A 16,719-nucleotide genomic window follows, 5' to 3' on the forward strand; every position below is an offset into this window, starting at 1 on the left:
CAGGTCACGCCGCCTGCCCCGCAGCATCCCCATCCGGCTGCGCCGACGGACCCTTGAACTCTATCGACAGACAGGTGATGTCATCACTGGTTTCAGCCCCTACCGTGAAGTCCGCAACCGACTGCATGATGGCATCAAGCTGATCCGACGGCGTGGCCCCCATCAGCGGGCGCATCGCCTCAAGCAGACGCTCTTCGCCATACTCCTCAAGCTCGACCGACATCGCCTCGGTCACGCCATCTGTGTAGCAAAACAGCGTCTCTCCCGGGTTAAGCAAGCCGGTCTCTTCCTCATAGTCAAAATCCTCCCATACTGCCAACGCGGGCTGGCCCTGATCGGACTTCAGATACCGTGGTTCGGTTTCCGGGCCGACAATAACCGGCGGATTATGCCCCGCATTGCAGAAGACCATTGCCCCGGTATGCGGGTCGATTTCGGCATAGAACAAGGTGACAAAAAGCATCGCATCATTGTCGACGCATAGGTAGTTGTTCACCATCGTCACGCAGTCTGCGGGCCCCTGCGCCGAGGCGGCAGTCGCCCGCATGACGGTGCGCGAGATGGCCATGAACAAGGCCGCCCCCATGCCTTTGTCCGAGACATCGGCAATCACGCATCCGATCTTGCCTGACGGCAGGTCGAACACATCGTAGAAGTCCCCTCCGACTTCGCGCATCGGCACCATGTCCGCAGCAAAACCCATTTCCGCCAATTCGGGGAACGTTGTTGGAAGGCATTGCTGCTGGATGCGTGTCGCCACATCCAGTTCGCGGTTAACCCGCTCCAATTCGCTCCGCGCTTCCATGCCTTTGCGAAAGACTTCGAACGTGCCTGCAAGTCGGCCAATTTCGTCGTCTGTCTTCGGTACGTTCACGGCCTGGTCTGTTTTGCCTTCCGACAATGCGTCGAGCGACCGTATGACTGCATTCAAGGGAAAGAACGAATGCCTGAGTGACCAGTTGATAAACGCAAGAAACAGCGTAAGACCACTGGCAAGCGCAAGCGCGGATATGGCGTTCCCGATCCGGGTTTCGCGCAGAGCTTCAGAGGCATCTTGAATGCCCACCACGTATAGCGGCGCGTCCAGAAACGTGCTTGGAACAGGCAAGCTGGCAATCTGAAGAAATCTTCCGTCATCTTCCAAAAGGGAAATGCCCGACCGGGTCACCTGCGCGCTGATCTCGGTACGCTCCTCTTCGACCATGGTTGTGCCACTCCGTTGCAAGACGTCTCCGTCCTGCGAAAGGGTCAAAACCTGCGAACCGAATCCCTTGGCCAACTTATCGGTCGTGCGTTGAAATGGGCTGACGACGACAGCGGCAGCCACCGGACGCGCGTGCGAGAAGAGCGGAACGGCCGCGACATGGACCAAAGACCCGTCTGCCCCGAATATCAATCCCTTGGTCACGCGCCCCTGAGCCCGCAACAGATCGAGATGCTCCGAACTCAAAATCGGTGTTTCGACCAGCGGACTGTCCGAGCCGCCAAGATACTCGCCATCAAAGCTGACAAACTGCGCAGCAGTGGGATCAAGGTCGGCTTGCAGTTCCACAAGCTGAAGGTCAATCAGGTCGGTATCTCGGTCAATCAATCCCTGAGCGAGCTCACGGTTTTCCTGAAACCGGCGCGCATAAGCCTCTGCACGCTGAAATTCGACGTCTTGCAAGCTTTCCAGATTGAGCTGAAGGCTGCTCAGCAACGCGTTTTCCAGCCGCGTTTGCATCGCGCGTTCACGGCTGTGCATCTCGAAAAGCAAAAGCGCGGTCAGAACAAGAAACACAACACAGACGATAGTCGTGATCCGACTGCGCAAACTGAGCTTTGCAAGTGTTGCGGTGTCGGAGCCGGACGTCATTGGGCTGCCTCCGTCCCCCGCTTTGCATAGACGAGCGACAAGGTGCCGCCGACATCTTTCAACGCGACACCCACATAGCCTGCCTGCAAACACCGTTCATGTTCTTCCGCGTTTGCCAGCAGCGGCACCGTGACCGGATGGCGGTCGCCCTCATGTATCGGTTGGCCCGGCAAAGCCCGGACCAGAACAAAACGTAAAGCATCATATTTGCGGATCAATCGTTGAACCGTCAGGCCGCATTGCAACAGGTTTGACAAAGAATAACTGTTTTGCGGTGCTGCCATGGAAATCACGGTTTTGCGCCCCAATGTCCGCGCCCGCTCCATACGATACCCGGTCAGATGGCGTTGCACGCCAAACCCGCGCCAGTGCGGCAAAACACCTGTCCCGTCCAAATGCGCAACCACGGCCAGCTGCGCCTCGTCCTTTATCCCAAGGTCACGGCCAAAATTTGCCGGATCGGAGGCAGTCGGCAATCCAATAACAGTATATCCGACCAGTTGGTTTTTGGGTTCGGCATGCTCCCAAAGGCCCCAGACTTCCCCTGCATTGGTCAGGTGCGCGGAGAAGAACACATCTTCTTCGCGCACGAACGGAGCAGGCTGCTGGTCACTCAACTGGTGCAACTCAGCGTGCAAGGCCGTCAGCCTGTCCAAATCGCCTATGTTCATTTTGCTCAACACGAGACCGGATGGCAGGGCGCGAGGCCAAACCCCTTGCAACGGCGCGTTGCCCCCGGCCACGTTGGCCGGACCCTTGGACGCAGCGGCCATCATTCGGTCTCTCCTTCGAGAATGAGGGCGAACTCCAGTATATCCAGAGGTGGAAAAACGCCGATGCGCAGCGCCACGTTCATGCGCACGATATAGGTAAACCGCGCCAGTGTACTGACCGGAATTGCCTCAGGCGCTTCACCCTCCAGAAGGATCCGTTCCATCAGCGATCCGTTGAGTAGTCCAAGGTTGTAGTATGGCGTGACCAACCCAACCAACGCATCCCCATCAAGAATTTCAAACTCTGTGCCGGTAAAGCTTGGAATACCATGCGACAACGCCTCACCAATAATGGTCTTCTGGTTGGTCCCTACAAAGTTATCCGGCCCGATATACAGAAACTGCACGTCCTGTGCGGCCATCCGGGCAATCAACTCTGGCAGGGTCGAAGGGTCAGGCTGGCCTTCGGAAACCTCCTCTTCGCCGCTGTCAATCTCTGTGCCGGGATCGGCCTGCCGCTCTTGCAGAGGCACCGGAATGGCCACAAGCTCAATGCCGGTCTCTTCGGTGAGTGCACGCATCTCGTGCATGTTCAGGACCGAGTTGACCTCGCGCGGATTGAAGATCATCCCAATCCGGACCACGTCGCGGTAGGCCTGCATCGCCTTGAGTTGAGAGCCCAATGGCACGGTATGCGAACTGCCCGTCAGGTTTCGCTCACTGCCATCAAAACTTGGCACGATTTTTGACTGAACCGGATAAGACACCATCGTGAAAAGGACCGGCGTTTGCGATGTCGGAAACGCGGTAGCATCATCTTCATATGTACCTACCGCAGCCAAAGTTGCAGATGTCCCCCATGTATACAACAGGTCGGGCTCCAACTCCTTTGCCTGCTCAATCAGCCGGGCGAAACGCGAGCTGTCGCGATCGGCACTGAGGCAGGTGACATTGAAACTCAGCTCACGACTGTCCAGATAAGCCTGAACCCCTTGTTCAACGGTTGTCGGACCGCGCCACAACACCATCACGACATGCGGTGCGCCCTCGATATGAGGACGCTCGCAAAGGTCCGGCAACTGGTCCTGCGCCTGCAAACTTCCGGCGCCGAACAGTATCCCAAACGTCAGGACGCACCAGTTCACAAGAACGACGTGTGGGTTACACAGCCTCAACATCGTACCCCCTTGTGCCGCGCGTTTTCAGGTCGTCATCCTCGGACCGCAAACCCGAAACCAGGAAGAAGGCTGCAAAACCGGTGCCGGTGACAACAGACAGCCCGCCAAGAATTGCAGCCGCGCCTGCAAAGCCCCAATACTGCGATAGAACACCGGCAATCAGGGGTCCGATGACCGAACCGGCCCGTTCGGTCATGCGATAGATACCCAGCACCCGGCCCGGCCCATACGTCTCGATCTCGCGTTTCGCCAGTATGGTAAACAGGGCCGACTGTGCCGAAATGCTCATGGCTTGCGCCACCCCAAGGGTCAGAACCGACCACGCCACGGCCGAGACCGTGGCGCCATAAGCCAGGGGCACCAGCCCCCAGCCCGTCAGCAGGGCCCCGACGCTCACCATGAAGGCATGCAGACCGAACCGGTCGCATAGCCGCGAGAACAGCGACATAAGGATCAGCGCCGACGCCCCGTATAACATCGTGATGCGGCCAATTTCATTGCTTGACGCCCCGATGTCGGTCAAGAGCAGCGGTACCAGGAAGAACAAGAATCCCGACAACAGGAGTTTGGCCGGCAATGCTGCAAGCAGCGCGGCAACGACAAAGCGCGGTTGACTCATGCACTCAAAGACAATTTTGGGTTCGAAGCCGAAATGCGTTGACTTGTAAGACTGCGCGCCATCGCTGCGCCCGTCCAACAACCGCATCGCCAGCAGAATGCTGAACACGCCCAGCCCCGCCGCGATCAAAAGCGCGAGCTGAAAGCCAAACTGTTCTGCCAGAATGCCGCCAATCGCCGGCCCGCAGACATCCGCCGCCATGATACCGCCCACAAAAACAGACATGCCGCGTGTACGGTTGGCCGTTGTGGTCTGGTCTATCGCCTGCCCCTGGCAGGACAAGAAACACAATGCGTACCCAACCCCGGAAACAGTTCGGGCCAGGATCAGAACCGCGAGGCTCGGAGCAAATGCGGTCACCGCAAGCCCGAGGCTTGCCAATGCCGCGCCGATCATGAAGCCGTTCCGGCGCCCGACCCGATCGGCCCAACCCGCGGCAAGCGTTCCGACCACCGCAGCACCCAACATAAAGGCCGAGATCGGAACAGCGATCAGAATGGTGCTGTCCATTCCGTCGAAGCCTTGGGCGGGTCCGCTGCCTAGCACTTCCGATATGAACTGTGGCAGAAACGGTCGCGTCAGTTCTTCCGTCATCACAAACAAGAACGCCGCGCCGCGAACACCTGCCAGATGGGCCGCCGTACCGATCTTGTTGCGCCCATCCTCGACGAACTCACCAACAGATCTGAGGCGGGTGCGCATCCGATCTGCATCGGCGGCATCAGCCAGTGAGGTTTCAATGCGCGTCTTTAAATCCGCCATCCGTGCCGACAGCGTTTCCAAAAGGGCATTCCCCGCTCGTATCGCGCGGCGCATAGACGCCCCGCCAGCCGGTCTTTCCTGCCGACGAAAATCCCTGCCCACAAGCGCATTGAGCAATCTGGCCACCTGTGCCAGAGGGCCCCCGATGCTGGCAGATGTCACGACCAGCAAAATCTCAACTGCCAGAACCACAGCCACAAAGACCATGACCAAAATATCGGCCGCAGCGTCTAACAGTTGCTGCGCGACAAAAGTCTGGTCGATACGGGTGACGATCTGACCGAATTCGGTTCCATCTGCGGTTCGCAGCGGCAGGGCAACGACGCCGCCTCCGGTGGTGTCACTTTGCGTTAGTATTCCAGCCGCGGACATCTCCGGTGCCAGCCGGCGCAGCAGTTCGCTTTGCAACGTGGATGGCAATATCTGCAGGCCACGATCCCGCGCACGATCGGGCTCTGCCTGCTCAGAGCCACTCGACGCCTCGGTTTCCGATCTGGCTTGGTTCGGGCCCGACTGCGCCCGGCCAGAAGTGTACATCACCACGCCGCTGGGAGACGTCAGCACGATGCTCGAAATGCCGTGGCTGCCTTCCAGCGCGCGGTCAAGATATTCGTCTACCTGCGCCAACCCTTCGTAGGGTATTCCCATCGCCACCGCACTTTCGATGCGGTCACGTACGCGTTCGGTGACGACCATCGCATTGGTTTCAAGAATGGGTCGAACATTGCGCTCGAGCAACCCGATCGACCGCAGACCCAAGGCACCCACGGACAGAACGAGGCACAGGGCCGCGAGCGACAGAATAAAAAGGGCCAATCGTCTGGACATCTGATCCATCAGGTCACCCCCCTACCCGGCTCGGCTGTTTGCGATGGGCGGGACAAGCGCTGCAACTCTGCGTCCAGATCATCCAGCTCTGTTTGGCTCGTGCGGTAAGCTTGCATGGCACTTTGCGTCAGCTGATCCAGCTGGTCGCTGCTCACGGCGGGTGCTGTTTCGGATGACACACCGCTTTCCAACTGCGCCGTCAGCCGGTCCAGCCTTTGATCGATGCGCCGCGCGGCCATCAGGCTGGCCACTCCGATCACACCGATGCAGGCCACAAGCAATACGGCAGCTTCCATAGACAGAATGCGGGCGGACTCAGCCAGAATTTCTTGCGTGCCGGTTGGATCGTATGACACTTCCACGCGACCCACTTCGACTCCGAAAGAGTTTATGATCGGTTCGGATACCATTGCGATATCCTCGGGCAACGCGCCTTCTCGCCCTTCCGTTTGCGACTGCAGCGCCAGGATTTCCTGGCCATCCAGGGCAATCAGCCGAATGGCCAGAATCTCGGTGTCAGACTCAAGCCTGTCTTCAACCTGCGCCGATACATTGGATACGATCTCTTCGACCGCGAGGCCAAAATTCACCCCGGTCTCGATATTTGCGCGCAGGTCCGAAGCGACAATTCCATAGCGCCCGTCAACAGCCTGCGTAAGCGCGGTGGACAGCTTTGCCATCGTTAGGGCGACTGCCGCAGCCAAAGCAATGGCAAGTGCCACCGCCAGATAAGCGATGAGCCTTGCCGCAAAGCTCCCAACCAGCAAACGCACCATTGTCTCCGCCTTCCTACTCGCCTTCTCGGCCTAGCGTTTTACGCAGACGCATCACATTCATATTGCCGGCTCTTTCATAGCTAACGTCGTCCATGACCTGACGAACGAGAAACACGCCGAGCCCGCCGACCTTGCGATGGTCAACATCCAGCGTCACGTCTGGCTCGACCACATCCAGAGGGTTGAACACCCGACCATGATCTCTCAATTCGCAGATGAGATCCTCGTCTTGACGCCGCAGGGCAACCTCAAGCTCCGACGTCTGCCCCTCGTCAAACCCATAGTTTATGGCGTTGGTGACCAGTTCTTCCAGCGCAAGTTTGACTTGAAATGCGTCGGCATCAGGCACATCCATAGCGAGAAGGGTCCGATCCAGTTTGTCCAGTAAATCCGGTACAGCTGAAAGTGTGTTGGTGAGCTGGATTTCGGCTTTCATCATCTGAAATGTCACCTTCTAATCCACCGACCAAAACAGCTGCATAACTCGCGATTTTGTGCTGGCTTTTGTTTTCGATACTATAGCTTCGCCCAAAAGACAGCTAGAAGAAATTTCGACCATCCCCCTCGGAGGGCACGGCTGTGCAAATCGAATCTTCAAAAGCCTACTTTCGGAAAGCCCATTGGTCGCCCTTGTCTACCGGAACGGTATTTGCCTCGCAGTCTGACAGAATCCTTTCGAGCATCGCAGAGTATCCCGCGATGACGCAAACCCCATTGATTGCAGACACTCACAACAGTGACAGCTGTGTAACATGTTGGATCAAGAACGAAGGCAAACGCTTTGCGGATGAAGGCCTGTCCTGCTTCAAGGCGCTCGGTGTTCTTGGGGTGCTGGCCGCAAAACCGGACCTGGCAAACGCGGATAGGTTCGTCTGCGCATCGGACGGCAACCATGGTCGCGCTGTCGCCTGGGCCGCACAACGACTTGGGATCGCCGCGACAGTCTATATGCCGAGTTCCGTGCCACAAGAGAGCTTTGATCGGATCACGCAGTTTGGTGCGCAAACCGTCGCGGTCGAACGCGGCTACGACCAGGCGATTGCAGCTGCAGCCGAAGACGCCCGGGCGACTGGTGCTGTCGAGTTTTCCGATACGGGGCGCCCCGGTTGCGAGGAAATTCCCTACCTGACGCTCTTTGGCTACGGACGGATCGTGGATGAAATCCTCGAGCAATTGCCATCACCGCCCACACACATCCTGGTGCCGGCAGGTGTCGGGGCTTTGGCGGCTGGCGTGGCGGCTCGGTTCGCTACGAGACTCGGCGCCCGGATGCCTCGCATCATCACCGTCGAGCCACTTCATGTGGCACCGGTTGCCGCCAGTTTGGAGGCTGGGAATCTCCGCAGCGTTCCGGAAGGAGCCGCAACTTCAATGGCCTGCCTGGCGTGTGAGACACCATCCAACGTGGCTTGGGATATCCTCCGTGCCAGACTCTTCGGAGCTGTCGCCATTTCTGACCAGGTGGCCCAGAAGGCAATGAATGATCTCCGGTCTTCGCGTGCCAAATCCCGGGTCTTCACTCAGCCATCCGGGGCGGCTGCGTTCGCAGGGTTGCGGGAAATCCTCTCAGATCCGGCGCTGCGCACCCGCGCCGGGCTCGACGGGATGGCCAATGTGGTCTCTCTCGTGACCGAAGGTCCATCTCTGGCTTCGCGCTAAGCACAACCGTTGCCCTAAACCAATCACCGTTGTTGGTTCGCTGAAGCCGGGGTGCCGAATCATGCAGCAGGCGGTGGGGTTAACTGCACGCTGGAAGACTGGAGCACGGACTTTCAGCTTTAATATTACTGTGCTTGATTTTTGATAGGTGCTCGGTACAATTTTATAGTGTGAACAAAAACAAGGCCATTTGGTTTGGTTGTGCGCCCGGTCCTGCACCAGTTATTGATTTGACCCATGGCAAAACGTGAGAAGGGACAATGCAATGAGTGTCGAAGACCTAAAGGAATATGCCCGCCGCTGCGCCAGTGACTCCGATTTGCGGGCCAAGGCGAAAGAGATTGGCGCAACCAATCTAGATGGCCAGATTGAACATGCGGCGTCCATGGGTTTGAATTGGACCAAGGAAGACATGGTGTCTTTCCAGGAAGAGCTGCAAGCCGATGGCGAGCTTGGCGAAGATGATCTGGAAAAAGTTGCCGGCGGCGTTGTGACCGCCACGGCCGCCGCCGCTGCAGCCGTTGTTGGTGCAGCGGCAGCCGTAGTCGGCACAGCCACTGCAGTAACAACAACTACAACCGGTAGCGGTTGGTAAACCAGTTAGCAGAACGGTTCGAAAGGGCGGAGTAAATCCGCCCTTTTTTGTTCATGACCTGAGCAGGGATTCTACCTCAGGCTAAAAAACGCAACGTGTGGCTATGAGAACCACGAGCCCCACATCATCCATCAGGCAATGGGGGCAAGGTTTACTTCTTTAGGTGACCAAGGCGGCAGGCGTGAGAATTCGCGACGTATGTGCTGGCATGCTCCATTCACCATACTCATCGACCGCCAACACATTGCGGATTGCAGGCAGCGCTGCAATTGGCGTCGCCTTGGGCGGGCCATCATAGGCCAATTGATAGGAATTGTACCCACGCATCATGGTCAGGTTCCTCTGCGCCTGTGCGTGCAAGTCTGCGTCGGACGACGACGCACCACCAACATTCAACCCGCCGGGGTTGTCCAAGGACTGCCCCCATTCCATAAGCACCCCATTGCTGTTTTGTAACAACGCACGGAGCCAGCCAACATAGTCCTGCGACCGCTTCTCCATGTCGTAGAGACCCGAAAGACCGGCGTAGAACACCGAAAATTCTTGTCGCAGGCGACTCTCGTACTCGGCCATGGCAATATCTTCCGGTACCGCACCCGAGAGAGTGGCCTTGATCGATCGGGCTGCCAACAGCGCCCCATAGGTTGCCAGATGTACACCTGACGACAGAAGCACATCTACGAAACAGGCGGCATCACCGATCTGCACGACGCCCGGCGCACTGAAGGCGTTGGAGGCATAAGAGTAATCCGCGCACAAGCTCACCTGATCGTAGGGCGCATGCTTTGCCGGCGTGGCATTGTGCAAAAGCTCGGTGATCCGTGGGCATGTCGCCAGCCAGTCCACCAAACCTGCCCGGGGGTCGACACGCAGATTGGCCAGGCAATCACGCGGTGCAACCACGCCCACACTGGTCAGTCCGTTTCGCAAGGGAATATACCAAACCCAGGCTGTTCCATGGTCAGTCTCCAGAGTCTCGAAAAAGACATTCCCCTCCAGAGGAGCATCCAGTCGCCCTCCGCCGGTCCAGTATCCCCAAACTGCCACTTTGCGAAAAAAGTGCGAATGCTTGCGCGCGTCCAGTTCAGGAATGTTCAGGCGCATTTGTCCGGTGGCGTTCACAACAAATCTTGCGCGCAACGCGTCTTGCGTCGCGCTCTCTCGGTGAGCGTAGGTCACGCTGCGACCGTGCTGTGCGTCACCGTCACCAACGGAGATTGCGTCACATCCTCTAAGCAGCGTCGCGCCGCATTTCTGCGCGCTGGACAGCAGGATTTCATCAAAACTCGCACGATCGACATTAAGGGCAAGTGGGGGATCGTCGGCTTGGTCTGGACCGAAAGCGAGGGTCCAGATGTCCTGTTTGTCAGCACCCCAGCAGAATGTGGCACCCCGCTTCACGGTATAGGCTTCGGCATCGACGGCGTCCTGCGCGCCGATCAGGGGCAAAACCTGCCGCAACGTGGCAGGCAGCAATGACTCACCGATGCGATAGCGCGGCCCGGTCTCTCTTTCGAGAAGCACGGTGGACAGACCCGCCTTGGCGCAAAGCCCTGCCATCACCGATCCAGCGGGGCCACCGCCGATCACTGCGACATCTGCCGTGTGCGTTTCGCTCATGTTCGCCTCCCGAGGTGAAAGGAGCTATGTGTTCAAAACACGCTGCGTGGCTGCCGCAATCCTGCGAAGCTGCGCAACGGTTACGGGTTCTGTCTCTTTTGATCGCTGCAACTCCCCGATGTTCACAAGGCTTTGCGGATCATATTTTTTCTTCAAAGCACAAAACTTTGCCCAAGTCTCTGCGTCGTAATAGTCGGCATAGTCCAGCGACCGGCTCAGATTCTCAGCTTGCACGTAAAGACGGCCGCCTGCGTTGAGAATGGAGGAAACGAAATCCTGCTCGGCTTCGATCAGCGCGGTTTCCACCTCGGGTTTGCCGATGCCACGGCACAGAGCCATGACGCCCATAAGAACAAAATCTTCATCCCATGGGTACAACAGCGGAGGCACCGGCGCACGCCGCTTGACAAGATACCGGAAACCGATGGGCTCCCCATTCAGAGACGGTCCAACCCAACCGCCACTGGGTTCAAGCGTGGTGGAGTGTCGGTTGGCCCAGTCTCCAAGCAATGTCCAGAAACGGTTCTCTTGATCGACCGGAACCATGGCCGAGAACCAATACAGCCAGTCGATGCCATCCGTTCCCGGCAGATCGTTTGTTTCGGATGGGTTAAGAGGATTGGTGACAGGAATTCTGCCTGATTGACCAACCTCAAGTTGATTGGCCGCGCCCGGAATGGCCTGAAGCCGAAGGGTTACGTCCAGGACCAATCCAAATTGACCCATTGCAGCAAATACCCAATGAAAATCAGGCGCATCGGGGGTCAATTCATGCAAGTCACCGCAGCCATCAATCAAAGTGAGAGCGGCGACATGGGCCCAAAAACCGCCATGCGTTTCTGAGATTGAGACATAGCCTTCATTGGATTTGCCACGCGCTGCAGCTTCTCGGGTGGTTGGCGGCACACGTAACCCCATGCCTCCGGCGTTGACATAGCCGCCCAGTGTAGGGCCCGCCCATCCACCATTGAAAACCGGCAAGCTCATTCCATGAGCGGTCACGAAATCGCGGATGTCCCACATGATGGCGCCGCCACCGACCCGCAGCAGATCGGGTTCCACGACTTCGAACTCGTTAAGGCCATGCGTCAGAAACAGTGTTTCTCCTCTTCTGGGCAGGCTGGCACCGCTCAGGCTATGGCCGCTGCCCCGTAGACGCAGCCGATGTCCGCGAGAGAGTTCCTCGCGCCATTGCGAGATAGCTTCCTCAGCAGACTGGGGGCGACGCAGAGAAGGCTCGAGCGGTGTAAGATATAGTTTTCCGTAATCAGCGAGTGGCATCAAAGTGTCTTTTTGCTCATGTCTGACAAAGCGAAACAGAGTGGCTGCACCCTGCCAGCCTTATTTGAGAAGCGCGAGTTACGATAGCAAATGGTCTATCGCCAGGCCGCTTCACTTTCTGTCAACAAAATACCCTCCGGACACCTGTCCGGAGGGCTGCGTTGAAAATACGCAAGCCCCGAAGGCTGCGCCAATCTGTTACCAGCCACTGCCGGTTGTTGTAGATGTAACCGCAGCCGCGGTCCCAACCACTGCGGCGGCTGCGGACACAACGCCCGCTGCTGCTGCTGCTGTGGCTGTCACAACGCCGCCGGCAACTTTTTCCAGGTCGTCTTCGCCAAGCTCGCCATCGGCCTGAAGTTCTTCCTGGTAGGCAACCATGTCTTCCTTGGTCCAATTCAAACCCATGGATGCGGCATGTTCAATCTGGCCGTCCAGATCAGTAGCGCCGATTTCCTTGGCCTTGGCGCGCAGGTCCGGATCTGCGGCACAACGACGGGCATATTCCTTTAGGTTTTCAACACTCATGCTAAACCTCCCAGCGATATCAACGCCACCATACCGAATTCCGAAACCGGTGCTGTTCATTAATCACCGTATTTCCGAACACTGACCGAGATGGCATACAGGTCAGTGTCGCTATAGTTGTGAAGAACATGCGACAAAAAATCAAGCGACGGTTGAAGCGGATAGAAAAATAGTACCGTCGACGATCATGACCAACCAGTTCATCCAGAAGCGGTTTTGCGGAGGCAGCATCTCTGATCGGAACGCGGACAGGATCCCGACAGTCAACAAGTTTCAGTGCCTTCGACTTCCGATCCAAATAGTCCACCTGCCCGCGTCGTACATCGAAAAGGAACCACACGGTAACCGTCCGAGGGCGGGCTGACCCAGGACTTAAATTCCCTGAATCCGCAGTACGAGGCCCGCGCAGCTCGTGTCATCAGCCTCCGACACACAGGTTGGGCGTTATTGCGCCTGCGCTACAACAAAGGGGGCCTTTCTGGCGACACGCTCGAATAATCCGTCTTTCACCATCTCTTCGCCCATGGGCCGGTTGACCCCAAACGGACTTCTGTCTTTTGCCCAACTCGACCGGAAAGCCACTGTCAAGCGTATTCGCAGGTGCTGTCAGACGAATTCGAACCGGTCTCAGTTTGCCGCGGAAACCGCGAACCTATCCGGAACAAAGTTGACGCCACTCGGCAAGAGCGGCGGTGCGCGTCAGCTTGAAGCTGTCTCGGCTGGCGAGCAATCTTTCCTGGTTAAAGTGGTTATGGGCAGAGGAGCGGACGGAGGCGAATTTCTGCAAACTTCGCATACGCCTGAAACGCTGCATGGCGCGTTCTCTTCATCGGAACGGCAGGTGCGAACTCTCAACGCGGTTGTTGAGCTACCTGCCCGTCCTTTGTTTTTCGATTGCACCCAATTGTCTGAGCGCAGCCCTGTAGGATGCAAAACGGACGGTCACGATCTCATCGGCACAACTATGGCGCTTCATTAACGTCTTGAGGGATTTCAGTGCTGCAGCTTTGTTACGGCGTTTGGTGACAACGATTTCCAGCACCTCGCCTTCGTGATCAACAGCCCGCAAAAGATAATGCCGCTTGCCATTCGCCTTCACGAAAACCTCGGCCACGTGCCACTTCTATCTGGAGAACGCGCGCAGCTGTTGAACACGCTTCCGACTGATCTCAGCAGCAAACATCGGGCCAAACCTGTTCCACCAATATCGACAGTTTCGTGGCGCACGTCGATGCCCCGCTCGTGCAGCAGATATTCGACATTCCGAAGCGAGAGCGGAAATCGGATGTTCAGGATCACCGCAAGGCGGATAATTTCGGGACTGGTTTTAAACATTTGAAAGAGGCAGGTCTGGTCACGGGCAAGCACTACGTCACCGCCCTGCCCCACAAGCAAAGTTCTTCTGACAAGACCCTGAATTGTGCTCTGAGTGTACGGCCTGCCCATCTCTGATTGACAGCGCATGCGCCAACTTTCCGGAATTTCGGCACAATTCCGGATCAGGAAACACAACTCAAGTGAGACGAGTAGGCTGGCGGTGCTGTCAGACGAATTCGAACCAGTCTCAAGTTTGCAGCGGCAAGCGTGAACCTATCCGGAACAAAGTTGACGCCACTCGGCAAGAGCGGCGGTGCGCGTCAGCTTGAAGCTGTCTCGGCTGGCGAGCAATCTTTCCTGGTTAAAGTGGTTATGGGCAGAGGAGCGGACGGAGGCGAATTTCTGCAAACTTCGCATACGCCTGAAACGCTGCATGGCGCGTTCTCTTCATCGGAACGGCAGGTGCGAACTCTCAACGCGGTTGTTGAGCTACCTGCCCGTCCTTTGTTTTTCGATTGCACCCAATTGTCTGAGCGCAGCCCTGTAGGATGCAAAACGGACGGTCACGATCTCATCGGCACAACTATGGCGCTTCATTAACGTCTTGAGGGATTTCAGTGCTGCAGCTTTGTTACGGCGTTTGGTGACAACGACTTCCAGCACCTCGCCTTCGTGATCAACAGCCCGCCAAAGATAATGCCGCTTGCCATTCGCCTTCACGAAAACCTCGTCCACGTGCCACTTCAATCTGGAGAACGCGCGCAACTGCTGAACCCGCTTCCGTCTGATCTCAACAGCAAACATCGGGCCAAACTTGTTCCACCACTAGCGTATGGTTTCGTGGCTCACCTAAATCCCACGTTCGTACAACAGGTCTTCCACATTTCGGAGCGAGAAAGCAAACCGAACGTACAGCATGACTGTTAGGCGAATGATCTCAGGGTTTGTTCTGCAATACTTGAAGGACGAACGTTTATCCATGTCCGAAGGCTACGAGAGCGCCCTACCCGCCTCAACCTAAGTTCTTCTGGCAAGACCGTTCAAACGTCCCCTGCATGTCACCGCAGCTACGCATCGTCTCCAGGTAACCCATCTCGACCAAGGACTGAATTGCAGCACCTAGTGAGATCTTGTCGATACTGCCACTCAGGGCATGATCGTGAATTGTCGAAACATCAGTTGATTGATCAGTTGTATCGTCACATATCAATCGCACTGCACGTAGAACATTTAGTTCTATATCTGAGAGACAATCAAGGCCGAGGTCCCTTTCGAAGGTGACCAACAGCTCGCGACCTCGAGCAAATGTCGTTGTTCCAATTCTGTCGCCTGTCATAAAACTGGGCTCGCAGGTCTGTTCGCCTGTAACGTCTCATGAATCGACCTGCAGTCTCTACAACGCGATGGCCTGCAACTCACAGAGCGGGCACAGTCTGCTTGCGGGGACAGTGCACGCAACTCAATTGCAAGAGAGAGGCTTGGAGTAAAAACAATTTGATTATCACGCCTTGTCTGTCTCAAGGTTCTCGTACCCGCCAAAAGAAGCCGTCGTGTATTCCAGTGTTACAAAAGTGAGCCGCAAATTACCCTGACTCACGCGCCAAAAACAAGTCACAATGATTGCATGTTGACCCAACGTAATCTCCCACTGCTTGAGCAAGCTGCTCGAAGCCTGACGCATATGCAGCACCAAAATGGCAACCGTCCGCGATCACAACGAAACTCAATCGCCTTCAGAGGTCTAAACACAACCCACCTGATAATGTCTGACCAATCCCAAAATTAACCAAACTCATCACACGATTCATCAATGGGTTCTTGCCACGAGCAAAACAAAAATATTCGGCGCCATGATTTTTCCACCAAATTCTATGCTACGAAAGAACCTGCGATCATGGGTAGTGCGTTCCTTCAGCACTCCAATGGCCACACCTGAACACCTGGCAGGAGGCGCGACCCATGCGCCGCCACTTCGCACTTGCTTGCGTTTCCAACTTTTTCCGTCTAGTACGATGAAATCATTTTGATTATTTTCGTGGGGGAAAAATGTCCATTTCAGCTTTGCTCGAGGCTAGAGAATGGCGGGCCGCAAGAGTGCATATCCGTCGACTGATCGAGTTCAGTGTCCTGCACGGCGTTGCGATCGCCATTACAATTTTTGTATCATACCCCGTCCAGCATTTCCTCATACGAGACGGGCTGGACGAAGCCTTGTTTTTGACGCCTGCGCTTTTATTTTTTCCGGCCATTATCAAAGCATTAGCCGCATGGATGTATGGGTGGTGGGCAGTCCTGTACATACTGCCGACAAGCCTTGTTCTACATCACTACTTTTTGGGTAACCTTGTCGAGTTGAAACACCTAGCGATTGTCGCAGTCTACGCAATGACCGCACCCGCAGTAAAGCTTTGCCTGGAACGGTTCGGCCTGGATTTTGCAACATCAAGAGAGCTGCATACATGGAGATCTCTTATTATCATAATGATTATTTCATCCGTGATAACGGCGAGTTCGATACTAGCCTTTCTTGGTGACCCAAGTTCTGCTTCGGAGGTTGTGCTTTTTGCTTTGCTGTTTGTTTTGGGCGATGCTTCAGGGGCGGTACTGTTCCTTTTTTCATTTTTGATCTATTTCCGCCTTAGGGAAAAGTCGGTGGGTGGCCCGGCGCCCCCAAATCCGGCTCAGCCCATTTTGACAGTCAACCACGAAAAATAGACGAGAGTCATTGAACAAGCGAGCGTGCTGGGCGTCTGGCCCCAAGATGCAGGCATGTTAGGCATTAAGAAGCGTGTCAAGTGCAATTCTTTGGTACACCGGTCTCGAATGGGTTTACTCTGTCAATCAACTCCCACGGCGACAACACGAAACCACCTTTAGGTAGACCCAGGTAAGATGACATGTCATCAGGTACTTATTGAAACACGTCACAACCTTGAGTGGCGCAAGCAATCAGGTTGACTTTTTACACACACGCGGATAACCGATATA

13 protein-coding genes and 2 pseudogenes are annotated in these 16,719 nt (G+C 56.2%); 4 read left to right on the forward strand and 11 right to left on the reverse strand.

Features of this window, described 5'->3' with window-relative positions:
- Nucleotides 1-4: 4 nt before the first annotated feature.
- From ACR3E0_RS13535 to ACR3E0_RS13560, 6 genes are read right to left on the reverse strand one after another with little or no spacing between them, the layout of a single operon-like run.
- Nucleotides 5-1,855 carry a PP2C family protein-serine/threonine phosphatase gene (locus tag ACR3E0_RS13535; protein ID WP_480479340.1) on the reverse strand — a complete coding sequence of 617 codons (1,851 nt, stop codon included), beginning with the start codon at nucleotides 1,853-1,855 and terminating at the stop codon, nucleotides 5-7.
- Nucleotides 1,852-2,631, reverse strand: coding sequence for a hypothetical protein (locus ACR3E0_RS13540; RefSeq protein ID WP_480479341.1), 780 nt, complete (start codon nucleotides 2,629-2,631; stop codon nucleotides 1,852-1,854). The genes ACR3E0_RS13535 and ACR3E0_RS13540 overlap by 4 nt, the downstream gene beginning before the upstream one ends.
- Complete coding sequence (locus ACR3E0_RS13545) at nucleotides 2,628-3,713, reverse strand: ABC transporter substrate-binding protein (RefSeq protein WP_480479342.1); 1,086 nt, start codon at nucleotides 3,711-3,713, stop codon at nucleotides 2,628-2,630. The genes ACR3E0_RS13540 and ACR3E0_RS13545 overlap by 4 nt, the downstream gene beginning before the upstream one ends.
- A 16-nt stretch (nucleotides 3,714-3,729) precedes the next feature.
- Nucleotides 3,730-5,964, reverse strand: coding sequence for an MFS transporter (locus ACR3E0_RS13550; RefSeq protein ID WP_480479343.1), 2,235 nt, complete (start codon nucleotides 5,962-5,964; stop codon nucleotides 3,730-3,732).
- On the reverse strand, nucleotides 5,964-6,728 hold the full coding sequence (locus ACR3E0_RS13555) for a hypothetical protein (RefSeq protein WP_480479344.1): 765 nt from the start codon (nucleotides 6,726-6,728) through the stop codon (nucleotides 5,964-5,966). Before ACR3E0_RS13555 ends, ACR3E0_RS13550 begins: the two co-directional genes overlap by 1 nt.
- 16 nt (nucleotides 6,729-6,744) lie before the next feature.
- Complete coding sequence (locus ACR3E0_RS13560) at nucleotides 6,745-7,170, reverse strand: ATP-binding protein (RefSeq protein ID WP_480479345.1); 426 nt, start codon at nucleotides 7,168-7,170, stop codon at nucleotides 6,745-6,747.
- 260 nt (nucleotides 7,171-7,430) lie between these two features.
- On the opposite strand from ACR3E0_RS13560, the gene ACR3E0_RS13565 reads away from it, so the two are divergent.
- Nucleotides 7,431-8,390 carry a pyridoxal-phosphate dependent enzyme gene (locus ACR3E0_RS13565; protein ID WP_480479346.1) on the forward strand — a complete coding sequence of 320 codons (960 nt, stop codon included), beginning with the start codon at nucleotides 7,431-7,433 and terminating at the stop codon, nucleotides 8,388-8,390.
- A 265-nt stretch (nucleotides 8,391-8,655) separates the two neighbouring features.
- Nucleotides 8,656-8,985, forward strand: a complete 330-nt coding sequence (locus ACR3E0_RS13570) for a Nif11-like leader peptide family RiPP precursor (protein WP_480479347.1) — start codon at nucleotides 8,656-8,658, stop codon at nucleotides 8,983-8,985.
- Between the two features lie 159 nt (nucleotides 8,986-9,144).
- Here the strand turns inward: ACR3E0_RS13570 and ACR3E0_RS13575 are convergent, their stop codons facing one another.
- From ACR3E0_RS13575 to ACR3E0_RS13590, 4 genes and pseudogenes are all read right to left on the reverse strand, one after another.
- Nucleotides 9,145-10,605 carry an NAD(P)/FAD-dependent oxidoreductase gene (locus ACR3E0_RS13575; RefSeq protein ID WP_480479348.1) on the reverse strand — a complete coding sequence of 487 codons (1,461 nt, stop codon included), beginning with the start codon at nucleotides 10,603-10,605 and terminating at the stop codon, nucleotides 9,145-9,147.
- Between the two features lie 24 nt (nucleotides 10,606-10,629).
- On the reverse strand, nucleotides 10,630-11,886 hold the full coding sequence (locus ACR3E0_RS13580; protein ID WP_480479349.1) for an FAD-binding oxidoreductase: 1,257 nt from the start codon (nucleotides 11,884-11,886) through the stop codon (nucleotides 10,630-10,632).
- A 198-nt stretch (nucleotides 11,887-12,084) separates the two neighbouring features.
- Nucleotides 12,085-12,414 (reverse strand): Nif11-like leader peptide family RiPP precursor, encoded by a 330-nt coding sequence (locus tag ACR3E0_RS13585; RefSeq protein WP_480479350.1) that lies wholly within the window; start codon nucleotides 12,412-12,414, stop codon nucleotides 12,085-12,087.
- A 652-nt stretch (nucleotides 12,415-13,066) separates the two neighbouring features.
- A pseudogene (locus ACR3E0_RS13590) lies at nucleotides 13,067-13,713 on the reverse strand (IS6 family transposase).
- On the opposite strand from ACR3E0_RS13590, the gene ACR3E0_RS13595 reads away from it, so the two are divergent.
- Nucleotides 13,633-13,866: a hypothetical protein gene (locus ACR3E0_RS13595; protein ID WP_480481108.1), complete on the forward strand. Its 234-nt coding sequence runs from the start codon at nucleotides 13,633-13,635 to the stop codon at nucleotides 13,864-13,866. The pseudogene ACR3E0_RS13590 and the gene ACR3E0_RS13595 sit on opposite strands and share 81 nt — an antisense overlap.
- Nucleotides 13,867-14,004: 138 nt before the next feature.
- Here the strand turns inward: ACR3E0_RS13595 and ACR3E0_RS13600 are convergent.
- Nucleotides 14,005-14,712: pseudogene (locus ACR3E0_RS13600) on the reverse strand (IS6 family transposase).
- Between the two features lie 1,065 nt (nucleotides 14,713-15,777).
- Here ACR3E0_RS13600 and ACR3E0_RS13605 point away from each other — a divergent pair.
- Nucleotides 15,778-16,446: a hypothetical protein gene (locus ACR3E0_RS13605; protein ID WP_480479351.1), complete on the forward strand. Its 669-nt coding sequence runs from the start codon at nucleotides 15,778-15,780 to the stop codon at nucleotides 16,444-16,446.
- Nucleotides 16,447-16,719: the final 273 nt, after the last annotated feature.

The sequence above is a fragment of the Ruegeria sp. AJ12 genome, assembly GCF_056536245.1.

Excerpts from the sequence above, each read along its gene's own strand:
- ACR3E0_RS13535 (WP_480479340.1), bottom strand. The coding sequence starts at position 1,855 with ATGACGTCCGGCTCCGACACCGCAACACTTGCAAAGCTCAGTTTGCGC.
- ACR3E0_RS13570 (WP_480479347.1), top strand. The coding sequence starts at position 8,656 with ATGAGTGTCGAAGACCTAAAGGAATATGCCCGCCGCTGCGCCAGTGAC.
- ACR3E0_RS13560 (WP_480479345.1), bottom strand. The coding sequence starts at position 7,170 with ATGATGAAAGCCGAAATCCAGCTCACCAACACACTTTCAGCTGTACCG.
- ACR3E0_RS13550 (WP_480479343.1), bottom strand. The coding sequence starts at position 5,964 with ATGGATCAGATGTCCAGACGATTGGCCCTTTTTATTCTGTCGCTCGCG.
- ACR3E0_RS13580 (WP_480479349.1), bottom strand. The coding sequence starts at position 11,886 with ATGCCACTCGCTGATTACGGAAAACTATATCTTACACCGCTCGAGCCT.
- ACR3E0_RS13585 (WP_480479350.1), bottom strand. The coding sequence starts at position 12,414 with ATGAGTGTTGAAAACCTAAAGGAATATGCCCGTCGTTGTGCCGCAGAT.
- ACR3E0_RS13540 (WP_480479341.1), bottom strand. The coding sequence starts at position 2,631 with ATGATGGCCGCTGCGTCCAAGGGTCCGGCCAACGTGGCCGGGGGCAAC.
- ACR3E0_RS13605 (WP_480479351.1), top strand. The coding sequence starts at position 15,778 with ATGTCCATTTCAGCTTTGCTCGAGGCTAGAGAATGGCGGGCCGCAAGA.
- ACR3E0_RS13565 (WP_480479346.1), top strand. The coding sequence starts at position 7,431 with ATGACGCAAACCCCATTGATTGCAGACACTCACAACAGTGACAGCTGT.
- ACR3E0_RS13575 (WP_480479348.1), bottom strand. The coding sequence starts at position 10,605 with ATGAGCGAAACGCACACGGCAGATGTCGCAGTGATCGGCGGTGGCCCC.